General features: G+C 33.2%; 12 protein-coding genes and 1 tRNA gene. 7 read left to right on the forward strand and 6 right to left on the reverse strand.

Annotation, left to right across the window (positions count from 1 at the left end):
- Positions 1 to 60: 60 nt before the first annotated feature.
- The 3 genes from D1818_RS11875 to D1818_RS11885 all read right to left on the reverse strand — a co-directional run bounded on the left by D1818_RS11875 (position 61) and on the right by D1818_RS11885 (position 2,100).
- Positions 61 to 148 (reverse strand) — tRNA-Ser (locus D1818_RS11875).
- A 70-nt stretch (positions 149 to 218) separates the two neighbouring features.
- A complete protein-coding gene (locus D1818_RS11880; RefSeq protein ID WP_118463688.1) occupies positions 219 to 1,253 on the reverse strand; it encodes an asparaginase in 1,035 nt (344 codons plus the stop codon).
- Between the two features lie 58 nt (positions 1,254 to 1,311).
- Entirely contained in the window at positions 1,312 to 2,100 is a 789-nt protein-coding gene (locus tag D1818_RS11885; RefSeq protein ID WP_118463691.1) for a TatD family hydrolase, read from the reverse strand.
- Between the two features lie 289 nt (positions 2,101 to 2,389).
- On the opposite strand from D1818_RS11885, the gene D1818_RS11890 reads away from it, so the two are divergent.
- Positions 2,390 to 2,584, forward strand: a complete 195-nt coding sequence (locus D1818_RS11890) for a hypothetical protein (protein WP_118459221.1) — start codon at positions 2,390 to 2,392, stop codon at positions 2,582 to 2,584.
- A gap of 72 nt (positions 2,585 to 2,656) precedes the next feature.
- On the opposite strand, the gene D1818_RS11895 is transcribed toward D1818_RS11890, so the two are convergent.
- The 3 genes from D1818_RS11895 to D1818_RS11905 all read right to left on the reverse strand — a co-directional run bounded on the left by D1818_RS11895 (position 2,657) and on the right by D1818_RS11905 (position 4,391).
- Positions 2,657 to 2,944, reverse strand: a complete 288-nt coding sequence (locus D1818_RS11895; RefSeq protein WP_162897275.1) for a hypothetical protein — start codon at positions 2,942 to 2,944, stop codon at positions 2,657 to 2,659.
- Positions 2,945 to 3,069: 125 nt separating this feature from the next.
- On the reverse strand, positions 3,070 to 3,807 hold the full coding sequence (locus D1818_RS11900) for a hypothetical protein (RefSeq protein WP_118459222.1): 738 nt from the start codon (positions 3,805 to 3,807) through the stop codon (positions 3,070 to 3,072).
- Complete coding sequence (locus tag D1818_RS11905) at positions 3,804 to 4,391, reverse strand: RNA polymerase sigma factor (protein WP_118459223.1); 588 nt, start codon at positions 4,389 to 4,391, stop codon at positions 3,804 to 3,806. Before D1818_RS11905 ends, D1818_RS11900 begins: the two co-directional genes overlap by 4 nt.
- A 132-nt stretch (positions 4,392 to 4,523) precedes the next feature.
- On the opposite strand from D1818_RS11905, the gene D1818_RS11910 reads away from it, so the two are divergent.
- The 6 genes from D1818_RS11910 to D1818_RS11935 all read left to right on the forward strand — a co-directional run bounded on the left by D1818_RS11910 (position 4,524) and on the right by D1818_RS11935 (position 12,788).
- Positions 4,524 to 5,564: a hypothetical protein gene (locus D1818_RS11910; protein ID WP_118459224.1), complete on the forward strand. Its 1,041-nt coding sequence runs from the start codon at positions 4,524 to 4,526 to the stop codon at positions 5,562 to 5,564.
- 157 nt (positions 5,565 to 5,721) lie between these two features.
- Positions 5,722 to 7,704 (forward strand): PKD domain-containing protein, encoded by a 1,983-nt coding sequence (locus D1818_RS11915; protein ID WP_118459225.1) that lies wholly within the window; start codon positions 5,722 to 5,724, stop codon positions 7,702 to 7,704.
- A complete protein-coding gene (locus tag D1818_RS11920; RefSeq protein WP_118459226.1) occupies positions 7,685 to 10,285 on the forward strand; it encodes a CHAT domain-containing protein in 2,601 nt (866 codons plus the stop codon). The genes D1818_RS11915 and D1818_RS11920 overlap by 20 nt, the downstream gene beginning before the upstream one ends.
- Positions 10,282 to 10,719, forward strand: coding sequence for a TIGR02281 family clan AA aspartic protease (locus D1818_RS11925; protein ID WP_118459227.1), 438 nt, complete (start codon positions 10,282 to 10,284; stop codon positions 10,717 to 10,719). Before D1818_RS11920 ends, D1818_RS11925 begins: the two co-directional genes overlap by 4 nt.
- A gap of 472 nt (positions 10,720 to 11,191) precedes the next feature.
- Positions 11,192 to 12,151: a methionyl-tRNA formyltransferase gene (locus tag D1818_RS11930; RefSeq protein WP_158596933.1), complete on the forward strand. Its 960-nt coding sequence runs from the start codon at positions 11,192 to 11,194 to the stop codon at positions 12,149 to 12,151.
- Positions 12,152 to 12,197: 46 nt separating this feature from the next.
- On the forward strand, positions 12,198 to 12,788 hold the full coding sequence (locus D1818_RS11935) for a phage tail protein (protein WP_118459229.1): 591 nt from the start codon (positions 12,198 to 12,200) through the stop codon (positions 12,786 to 12,788).
- Positions 12,789 to 12,816 lie beyond the last annotated feature (28 nt).

Genomic DNA, 12,816 nt, shown 5'->3' on the forward strand with positions numbered 1-12,816 from the left:
TAGTTAAAGGGTTAAAGATAAAAAAATATTACAAAATCTATTAAAAATTTAATAATAATGCAGAGAGGAAGGGATTCGAACCCTCGATACGCTTTTGACGTATACACACTTTCCAGGCGTGCGCCTTCGACCACTCGGCCACCTCTCTAGTAAAAAATTTGCCCAAAAAATGGTTGAGCAAATAACAAAAAAAATGTTAACTACTAAAATTTGGGGCGTTAATTTTCTGACATTTCACCTCGTAATGAAGTTTCATAAATGGTTTTGAGCACTTTAAGAGGTAACTTTTCTCCTAATAAATACATCAATTTAGCCACAGCTGCCTCTGTTGTTATATCTTTTCCTGATATAACACCTGCTTTTTTTAATGCAACACTTGTATCATACTTACCCATTTCTACACTTCCTCCTGCACATTGTGTTACATTTATTACAGGTATTCCTTTTTTAATTGCATCAGAAATAATATCCAAAAACCATGATTTGGTTGTAGTATTTCCTGATCCATAGGTCTCAATAATTATACCTTTTATCGTTTCCGAAGAAAAAATACTCCTTAAAATCATTTCATTTATTCCCGGGAACATTTTAATAATTACAATATCATTATCAAAATGCGTATGATATACCATTTTTTTTCTACGATTTGAAACTTGTAAAAAAGAGGTATTTACTTTAAGATGAACTCCAGATTCAACCAAAGTTGGATAATTAAGTGATTGAAACGCTTTAAAATGCTCTGCATTTATCTTTGTAGTTCTATTAGCTCTAAGCAGTTTATATTCAAAATACAACCCAACTTCTGTAATTACTGGCTTTCCTTTTTTTTGTAAAGCTGCAATCTGCACTGCAGTTATCAAATTCTCCTTAGCATCTGTTCTTAGATCACCAATTGGCAACTGAGATCCTGTAAAAATAATAGGCTTACCTAAATTTTCGAACATAAAACTGATAGCTGATGCCGTATAAGACATCGTATCACTACCATGCAATACTACAAAACCGTCATACTTTTCGTAATTAGAATTAATGACACCTCCTAGTTCTTTCCAGCGTTCGACATCCATATCGGAAGAATCTATGGGTTCTTTAAAACTTACGGTCTCTATATTGCAGTCCAATTGTTTTAGCTCCGGAATATTGAGCAATAATTCATTAAAATCAAAAGCTATTAAAGCCCCTGTTTCGAAATTTTTGACCATACCTATCGTACCTCCTGTATAGATCAATAATATATTTGGTGAAGTCTTCATCGCAACCATACATTTATTGGTCTCACAAATGAACAAAATTTATATTAGAATCTGAGACCTATATTCCGAATATATGTTTGGAATTTTCTGTTGTAATTTGGGCAATTTCTTCTGGAGACTTTTCATAAACCTCTGACAACTTTTCTACTACCTGAATCAAATAAGAACTCTCATTTCTCTTACCGCGATATGGAACGGGCGCTAAATAAGGAGCATCTGTCTCAAGAACAATGTTTTCCAAAGAAAACTCATTTAGAAATTTGTCTATCTTACCATTTTTAAACGTAACAACTCCTCCAATACCTAATTTCATGTTATATCCAATAGCTCGTCGAGCATCGTCAATTGTACCTGTAAAGCAATGAAATATCCCAAACAGATCTTCTCCTTTTTCTGACTCTAATACCTCGAACACTTCTTCAAAAGCATCACGACAATGAATTACAATAGGTAGTTTGTATTTTTTAGCTAATTGAATCTGATATCTAAACGATTCTTGTTGTTGTTTTAGAAATGTTTTATCCCAGTATAAATCCACCCCGATCTCTCCTACTGCATAGAATTTTTTATCGCTATCTTCATTTAATCGTTTTGCCAACTCTTCTTCCACATGCTGGAGCTCTTCTTTGTAATTCTCTTTTACATGCGTAGGATGTAGTCCCATCATTAGAAATACATTGTTTGGATATTTGCTTTCAATATCATACATAGATTGCGTATACCCAGAATCAATGGCAGGAACAAAAAAACGTTCTACTCCAACAGAAATAGCTCTCTGCATCATTTTATCCTGGTCTTCTTCAAAAGATTCGCTGTATATATGCGTGTGTGTATCGGTAAGTATCATGCCACAAAAATAACCAAATTTAACTTTCGCCAATGCCTCTTTTAATATAATAAACAACAACATTTTAATTCAATTTTCAGTCTGTTATTAATAACTTTTGTTAGAGTTCAAAATAAATCAGGGTAACATTTTATTCAGTTAAGACATTAACTAATACTGTCTATTTGATGCAATGACTAATAGTAAAACTGAAAAGCAAACTTTATTATCATATAATATCAATTTTAAAGGAGAAAGTCGAAAATCCTAATTAACAATAGAGTAGACATATTCTTAAACTATTTTAAAAATGAAAAATTTATTAAACCTAAATGGGACCAAAGTAATCAGCAGAGATCAGCAAAAAAGTATAACAGGCGGAATGCCACCTCAGAACTGCAGTACAGATAGCGATTGCGCTAGTTTTGGTAGTTGTTTTGTTTGCTTACCTATTGGTAGCTGTTTTATGTTTTTCAACAGTCCTTGTGGTGATTCCAACCCATAATAATATATAACTAAAAAACCCTGATTTCTCAGGGTTTTTACTTTTATAAATGTATTCTAAATAAAAACACATTCAATTAACACTAATAATTCTCTCTACAGGAATAATGGTCGATTGCTTTAGAATTACTGATTTATCAGTTATTCCCCAAATAGTTGTTTCTACTTTTTTAGCACCTTCATCATCTGCAAAAACTATTTTGACCTTTAGATGTTCTAAATTACCCAAACTCAATCCTCTTACCAATTTACGGTATCGATCACGTTTAGATCTCTTATCACTTAGAACTTCCTTATGCGGAAAATGCAGGTGTTTAATTTGTTCTTTTTCTATCGATTGTATGTGATCATTTATCCCCATGACTTATGCTCTTTAAATTATTAAGGAAGTATCATTGTAACTCACTAAAAGTTACATAATACAACGCTTTTATTAAAGAAATTATTGTTAATTAACAATTTAAAAATCAGTAGTTTATAGAAAATTTAAAGTTTTTTTAGCAATTTTTGTGCTTGCTGATAATCCTCAGCTTCTTGTGGCAATAATTTTAATAACTTAGCACATCTACCTATATTTTTCTGCTTCAATTGATTCAGAGCCTCAAACCAGATAGCTTTGTATTTATAGACAGATGTTCCTTCTTGCAGTTTCTCGAAGATCCCGGACGCCTTATCATATTTATCCTGTTCCACCAAAGTGATTCCTAAATAAAAAAGATATTCTGAATTGGAGTTATCATTTTTTAATAACTCGGAAAGATATTTCTCCGCTTCCTGATAGTTTTTCGAATTAAAAGACACTTCAGCTTTCTTACCAATTCCATCTTCACTTCCTCTTTCTGTAATGGATAATTCCGGTATCGCAGCAAAATCATTATACGTTGGACCACTTTTAGTAAATGTATATACTCCTAAAACAATCGCAACACTTGCTGCAACTGCATATATCCAAGAAGGCATTTTTATTACTTTAGTTTCTTTTTTAGCTGGCTTTTTCTCAAAAAACGAATCCCCTACTTTTTTCAAATTCTGTTCTAAATCAGACTGATTCTGTTCTAAATTCAGATTAGCATCCAAATAAGAACTCCATTCCTTATAAACTCTAAATTCTTCAGCAACTACCTGATCTTCCTCGATTATTCGAGATAACGTCTCTTCTTCCTTATTAGAAAGCTCGTCACTAATTTTTCGCTCAAAAAGTTCATATTTTTCTTCTGGGGTCATAACAAATTTTTTATTTTATTATACTTAGGAGCGCTTTGAACCATTTTTGTTAACTGGCCAATACATAGGGACTTCTTCTTGCGGACATACCCATAGGATTGTCCTAATTTTGATGCTACTTCTTCCATAGACTTTATAGTAAAGGTGGCTTTTAACAACTCTTTACAGGCATTTCCTAATTGGTCAAATACTTCTTTAAAAAGCTCATTTCTAGCCTCAAAAACTAAGGTTTCGTTAGCAAATTGAACACTCTCATCGTTAATAGATACTACCTCTTCATTAATTGTTACCTCTTTTGTAGTATTCTTTTTCAACTCATTTAACCACTTCCGTTTACAGAGTAAAAAGAAATAAGCATCAAACGGACAAGTAAGTATTAGTCCTTTTTCTATCGTCTGTTTATAAATTGTAATTAAAACTTCCTGAATTATATCCTGAGCCTTGGATTCGTCTCCGCTATTCTTCCTTATGTATCCTACAACCTTCGGAGCAAATTTTTCATAGATCTCTTCAATTACTCTACTATCATTATTTAAGAGAGCTTTGATATATTTCTGGTCAGCATGTGCTTTGTTAGTTCCCATAAATGATTTGTCTGGACATCTAAATTAAAAAAGTTTTTAAGAAAGAGGGTAACAAAAAATTAGTGTTGTTGATATGAAGATGTAAACAACAAAATTTAGAAAGTCCATATCGGGCAATTAAAACTAAAAAACATGAAAACAAATAGTACAACAATTACATTGCCGAATGATAGTAAGAATGTAAAACAAAAAATGATTAACTTTTTACTTTTAGGTGTAAGTATTCTTTTATTAACAAGCTGTAGTAGCAATGATGACAATGACATTATTGTGGAGCAATTTCTTGATGGATTAGAATTAGAAACTGAGATTATAGAAAATCGTGAAGAAGCTTTACAAACAACAATTCTAAATGCTGGTGGTTCTGGCGAGGTATATGGAGCAGAAGGTACTATCTTATATTTCCCAGTCAACAGCTTTGAAGATCAAAATGGCAATCCTGTTACAGGCGCTGTTACTATAGAATTAATTGAAATCTATGACAAAGCAAAGATGCTACTAACAAGAATGCCTACAAACGGAAAACGCCCTAATGGAGATGTAGAAACACTTGTTTCTGGCGGTGAATTTTACATAAATGCCAAACAAAATGGAGAACAATTACAACTTGTCAATGATTTTATGCTTTTTGCACCTGCAGATGAATTTGATGAGGATATGAGAATCTTTAATGGTCAGAACAATAATTGCGATGGAGACGAAATGCAATGTGATATTGTATGGGAAGAAGATGAACAAGGAGGTTTAGAACCAATCCAAAGAGAAGGTCCTAATGGACAAGGAGTTTCGGGATACGGAGGTTTTATTAGCAACTTTGGATGGACAAATTTAGACCGATGGTATAATTTTGAAGGCCCTAAAACAATAGCATATGCAGATGTACCACAAGGTTTTGATAATACTAATAGCAACGTATACATATCTTATGACGGAGAACCTACAGCATTAGCGCTATTAGATATTTACAACCCAGAAACTGGTTTATTCTCTGAACATTATGGGTTACTACCTATTGGATTAGAAGTACACTTCATTTTTGTATCTGTACAAGATGATCAATATGTGTATGCGATCCAAGGTGCAACCATAGGAGAAAATCATACAGAAGTAATTGGAACTACGACTACTGGAACAGAAGCAGAATTAGTTGCATTAATAAACGATCTCCCGTAGACAAACTTCACACTGGAATATGCATATTAGGTGATGGGGGTTACAGTAAATTTCAGAAAAATTCCGGAAGTTGACCTTCCGGAATTTTAATTCACTAAAGATTGTAATATCTGCGATTTAACTTTTTGTTTATCTTTATTAACACTAACAACAAATCATGAATAGATTTTCGGCTTTATTTACAACCTTATTGTTTCCTTTTCTCTGTATTGGACAAATATTAACTAACGACACCATACCCAGAATAGCACCAATATCCTATGAAATCCAAGGAAATCAAGTAAATTACAAGGCCAAAATGCCTACTCTTAATCAAATTGCTGGTGCTCCTAAGGCTTTCTACACTTATTATTGGGAATTTGGAGATGGTAATTATAGTTTTAAATCAACCCCAACACATACCTATAAAAAAAATGGCAAATATGATGCTAAATTATGGGCAACAAATAACTATGACAACGGAAAACCTCCCGCAAGCAGACCAAAATCTGTAAACGTCGATAACGTACAAGACGAAGCATCTATTGAAGATAATTTTCCTTTCACTGAAGATGATGATTTGATTTTAAAAAGAAATCGCGAACCCATTCCTGATCAAGAAATGGTGTTTATTACTAGCTACAAGAATAATAATAACTATGTCTCCAGTGGGAAATTATATCTGTTTTATAATGACAGACAATTTAAGAATGATAATTTTATTATAGAAGATACTCGATTACATTATGGAGAACGAATCGTTCCTTTGGATGCTGTTACCACCATACTTCCGGAAAATGATGATCGCTCTTTATTAGTTTCAAACAGTACTTCTTCATTATATAATCAAACGCTTTTCGTACAAGACACTACCAAACGAAAAAACTTTCCGCTTACGCTAGAAGAATCAAAAGCCTTATACCGAAGTTATCAGATCATAGAATTTGAGGATATGAAACCAGGAGAAGAGCGCAATATCTTTAGAACATTGAAAACTACTCCAGAGATGATCAAAGATACCAGTGCCATTGTAACGCTAAGAAGTGTATATGTCCCTGACAATAATTTTGATAATCATACCGTAAAGGATACTGAGATGGAAATTGTTACTTCTCATGATCCCAATAAAATGTCCTCTAATGGTTTTTTAATGAATTACCGTTTAGTGAGATTTAAACGATTAAAATTCAAAGTACGATTTCAGAATAACGGAGAAGGTCCTGCTAACACCATAAAACTACAGGTGGATACTCCAGAAATGTTTGACAAATCCTCACTTAGAATTGAAGGCATGTATCCAGAATGCCCAATTTGTCCAAAAGAACGAGAAGTAAATTACAGTTGTCTAGATACTATTTTACAAAAAGATAAAATCATATTTCAATTCAATAGAATTTACCTTCCTGGAAGCGAACAGAAAAATGTAGCCGAAATTGATTCTACTAAAGGTTTTGTAAAATACTCGATGAAATTTGGCAAAAACTTTCATAAGAAAAAGACCCGAAGCAGAACTGCTATTTATTTTGACAAAAACGAACCTATTATTACCAATTATGCCACTACCCGATTCTTACCTGGAGTTTCGATTGGTGTAAAAGCAGGGTATATTACAGTTCCCGAATTAAATAATCAAAGAGAATATTTTGTAGGAGCCACGCTTTCTCCATTCAAATCGTATAGAGGATATTATCAGGCAGAACTGCTATTGTCTGCATCTTCATTTGATGAAATAAGAAATTTTGAAACCAGATCTACGCAAGCTAATGGAATAGAAAATCTTATAGAATTCTCTGAAGCGAACAAATACAATAGTATCTCTGTATATGCTGTACCAGCTTCTTACCGATATAACTTTACCAATTTTTTGGCTATGGGTGCGGGAATTCAATTAAAACTAGATATCACAAGCACAAATGATCAAGAAACAACAGGCACAGGATTTATTATCGAAGAACAAGGACAAATAATCACTCCTGATCGAGATTTAGACTCTTTTGTCGCGCAAGAAATAGATGATAGTTTTACCAATTTTCAAACCGGAGTTTTTGTTGGAATGAATCTAGGAACTATTCGGATCGGACCTAGTCTGGGTGTTAGATACGTATACAATTTCGATACTCCGAATTCTCAAATTCAGTTTTATGGGATTTGGAAATTTTAAATCATTGCTATGGGTTCTTATGTTCCTATGCCTAGAAACTCAAGTACTCCACAGTCAACAAAAAACGCAAACTTCAAAATTCCTGTATGATCAGTTAGATTATTTTTTACAAAATCCATCTACACCTGGATTACTTAGGTTGAGTAAAATAACGCTATCCAAAGAAAATCAACTTATAACCGAAGAAGATAAATTAGCCTGGGTCATCCTTCATGCCAACATGGGATATTACCACAATCAATTTGGAAACATCCCAACAGCTATTGTCTATTACGAAAAAGCATGGAAAACATTCAACAACAATAAGCTCGCAGATTATGATATTATAGAAAATTGTTTGCAACTATTAGGAAACTTATATATCAAAATTGGAGATTTACAAAAAGCAGAAAATACGATTACTAATTATTTATATCTGGCTGAGCAATCTCAAAATACTCCTAAAATAATTTCAGCCATCACGAACCTATCTGTTGCTTATAACAATAAAAGTAATTATCAGAAAGCGATTACAATACTTCTAAAAGGTGAAGAAATAGCTCCAAAAAACGTAAATATCTTAACAAATTTAGCCACTAACTATCTGAATTCCGGATCAATAGAAGAAGCTCGAAAATACGCATCAAAAGCAATCTCGATCGATGTTACCCAGGTAAATGCTTACCAAATCTTAGCAGCAATCGCACTAGAAAACAAGGAACTACAAAATGCAAAAAACTATATCCACAAGGCAAAACTTCAGTTATTAAAAAAACCAAATACATCAGCACGAGATATTGCAAAATGGCAATTAGCTTATATAGATATTCTACTTTCTAAATCAGCATATACAGAAGCATTAAAAAATCTTAAAGAAATCTATGCGTACCTACTTCCTGAATATTCTTCGGATATGGATTTTCCGAAAAAGGAAATTCTTATAGCAGACAGAATCTTAATGAAAGCATTAGATGTACAGGCATATATCCATCAGCAATTAGAAGATCCTATTTTAACCATTAATGCGCTTGAGGCAGCTTTTGAGGTAAACTCAAAATTAAATACCACGTATCCATTACAAAACACAAAAATTATTCAGCATAGTCAAAACCGAAATCGTACCGAAACCTACATTGATCTTTTATACTCTTTACACACTAGCACAAAAGATGCGAAATATGTTGTAAAAGCATTTGAAGCGGCAGAAAATTCTAAAGCACCTTTTGTTAATGAAGCTTTACTATCTAAGCAACTATTAATACAATATAAAAACGATTCGTTAGTAAAGAGAAACAATGAACTTACTAACGAACTAGCAGCATATGACACCTACATCTTAAAGGAAAAACAAAAAGAAGACAAAGCCGATATCTCACAAATTCAAAAATGGACATCGGCATATGAAATGACATCTATCGACCTTAAGGAGGTAACTCAAAGGCTTCAGAAAAAATATCCCAATCTTCTTTTAAAACAAGAAAAAGTTTCACTTTCAGCGCTTCAGGAAAAACTAAAACAAGATGATCTTACTTTAATTGAATACTTTTTTGGCAAAAAAACTGTGTATCAGTTCAAAATTGATGCAAATTCAATTGAAATAACAAAAACTAAAGATATTGAGCATTTTAGAATCATCATCCAAGACTATATCGGTTATTTCAACAAAGCCGCTACTATCACCAATAATGTAAAGGGTTTTGCAGAAAGCAGTTTTGAATTATATAACATATTAAAGGTTCCAAACACTAAAAAAATAGTAATTATTCCTGATGGGTTACTCAATTTTATCCCTTTTGAAACATTATTGACTAAAAAAACTAATGTTCTGAGTTTCGAGAAAATGCCATTTTTACTCAAATCCAGTATTATCAGTTATGAAATTTCTGCAAATAAGTATTTGAGATCAAATAGTAATAATATAAAACCAAAAATTTTAGGAGTCTTCCCGGTTTTTGAAAACACCAATATAGAACTTCCTTTCTCTCTTGAAGAACAAAGCTACATGCAACAAAAATTTGATGGTGTGTTTCTAAAAAAAGAAGAAGCAACCTATGCACGTTTTCTGGATGAGGCAAAAAAACATTCAATTTTACATCTATCTACCCACGCAGAAGCAGGAAGTTTTTCAAGACCAGCCTCTATACAATTCAGAGATCAGAACATCCTAGTAAATCAGTTATACGGATTACAATTAGAAGCTGATTTGGTAGTACTAAGTGCTTGCGAAACTGGTATTGGCACTTTAGCCAAAGGAGAAGGCCCTCTTAGCATTGGCAGAGGATTTCAATATGCCGGAGTACCAAATGTATTGTTTTCGTTATGGAAAGTAAATGACAAAACTACTTCTCAATTAATGCACTATTTTTATCAAAATCTACATCTTTCTAACTCCTATGTCCACGGATTACATAAAGCAAAATTAGATTTCCTTGAAGCAAAAGAAATCTCTAACACCCAAAAATCACCATATTACTGGGCTTCATTTGTATATTATGGAAACTATCAATCTCTGACTGAAGAGAAATCAAATTGGATATTTATAATCGGAGGATTCTTATTAATTATACTATTTTTGTTCGTGATTCGACAAAAATTAAAATGACAACACTCCGCCAGTTTCTAATTGAAAAAGAATATCATCGTATTAAACTTGTGTATACCAAAACCAATCATTTTGAGGTAAAAGCAATGCTTAATGGCATAGCGGGTAATTTTATTGTAGATACTGGAGCGTCTAACTCGTGTGTTGGTTTTGATGCGGTAGAAAAATTTAATCTTTTCGCGCAGGACAGTGATGTAAAGGCTGCTGGCGCTGGTGCTACAGACATGCTTACACAGCTTTCTAAAAAAAATACGCTACAGCTTGGCAAATGGTCAAAAAAAAGTATTTCACTCATTTTATTTGACCTTACTCACGTAAATACTGCACTTATCGCACATCAAGCGGAACCAGTAGACGGTATAATCGGTGCGGATGTTTTAAAAAGAGGAAAAGCCGTTATAGATTATGAACGAAAGTGTCTTTACCTTAAATAACTATTTTTTTTTACACTTCTTCTTCGCAACACATCTATTATTCCACAGAATTCGATGTAAAAATTTAGTTCTAAAAAGCCGTAAGATTGAGTGATTTTTCATAGTGAAACGGAGAAAAATTGTATCGAAATTAGGCTTTTTCTAGAAAATTTATTTGTCTTCGATACAATCCGCCTCGGGCGGATCACTCTGACTGACATAAATTTTCTTACATCGAACTCAGGTTAAATAACTACGCTTTACACTTCACACTATTTACCCAAATTAAGCAAAAAAAACCGCTACAAATGATATGCTAAAAAACCGGTGGCTCTCATTAGTTAATATCATCCTTAAAATTCAGGTAATTATACGTATTGATCAATTTTAATACTCTGTTTAGTTTTGGTAAACAGTGATATCAAAAAATCACATGAACAATTCAATCAATACAACTGGATACATATCTGGTAGATTGCAAAACCTTGATTTCATGAAAATAATACTTATTGGAAGCTTTCCCGTCTGCCTTTCTATATATAACAACCTATCTAAAGACAATCATTTGGAAGCGGTATGTTTTCAGGAATCCGAAGTATCCAATCCTAAGAAGAATTTTTGGCTGACATCAATCCAGAAAGAAGGTTTTGATACATATCTCATTAATAAACAAAATATTAATACAACATTCAAAGCTTGGTTAGAAAATAAAGCTCCTGATTTGGTATTGGTTTGTGGTTTTTCTATCAAGATTCCTAAAGAAGTATTAGAAATACCAAAATATGGCTTCTTGAATGTTCATTTTGGAAAATTACCTGAAAACAGGGGTCCTGACCCACTATTTTGGTCTATAAAACAAGGAAAAAAACAAACTGCAATTACTATTCATCAGATGGATGAAGATTGGGATACTGGTAAAATTCTAGTAGAACAACCTGTCCCTATAATTCCTGGGGAAACCTTGGGAATGGCTAATTCCAAAATGAGTTATATGCTTGATGGGGTTATTCAAAAAACAATTCGGCTGGTAACTGACATTAAAAACTTTACACCTCAGCCAACAAAAGAAATTACATATTACAATAGACCTACAGAAAAAGACACTACGATTTCCTGGGAAACACAATCAGCGGATGAAATAGAAAATTTAGTAAATGCTTGCAATCCCAAATATGGTGGAGCAACCACATATTACCAAGGATCTCCTTTAAGAATTCTAGAAGTTTCTCCTGTAGACAGTCAGCCCTTACTTGGTAAAACCGCTGGTGAGATTATCCACGCACATCCTCAGGAAGGATTATATGTGTATTGTAAATACGGAAAAATACTACGAATAAATGCTATTAGTTCTGATGCAGGCATTCTATCAGGAACAAAATTTGTCCATCTAGGAATACGACAAGGGCATTGTTTTACAACAAGCATAAAAATAAAAAAAGAAGTTTTTATATAAAAGCTTTACTAAACAACTAAATTATTAATCTTTAAATCAAATTATCATGGAAGGATATATTGGAGAAGTACGCATGTTTGGTGGCAGTTTTGCACCAAGAGCTTGGGCATTTTGCGAAGGACAGTTACTGGCAATATCGCAAAACGATGCATTATTTTCAATTCTAGGAACTACATATGGAGGTGATGGAAGAACCTCTTTTGCCTTACCAGATCTAAGAGGGCGTGTGCCAATTGGAGCTGGGCACGGGCCTGGGTTATCAGATCATCGAATAGGACAAAAAAGTGGAGCTGAAAACAATACATTAAATATTCTACAAATGCCTTCTCATAACCATATCGGTATTATTAATTCAACATCGGTTGCCAATATATCCATACCTGTATTGGCGGATGCGGCTGATCTTGCTGATCCATCTAATGCCACTTTAGCTACTTCAGAAGATACCAATGGTTCAGAAGTCAAGACCTATAGCAACCAAGCCGCAGATGCAAATCTTGCTCCGTTTACTGCTCCATTAGCAGGAGGTGTCGATATTGGCCAAACTGGAGGAAATCGACCTGTAAATAATATGCAACCCTGGTTAAGTACTTATTATATTATTTGTTTGCAAGGGATTTATCCTTCTAGAAGTTAAAAAAATTAAAATCAACTATTAAAAACAC

Source organism: Aquimarina sp. BL5, assembly GCF_003443675.1.
GTDB lineage: Bacteria > Bacteroidota > Bacteroidia > Flavobacteriales > Flavobacteriaceae > Aquimarina.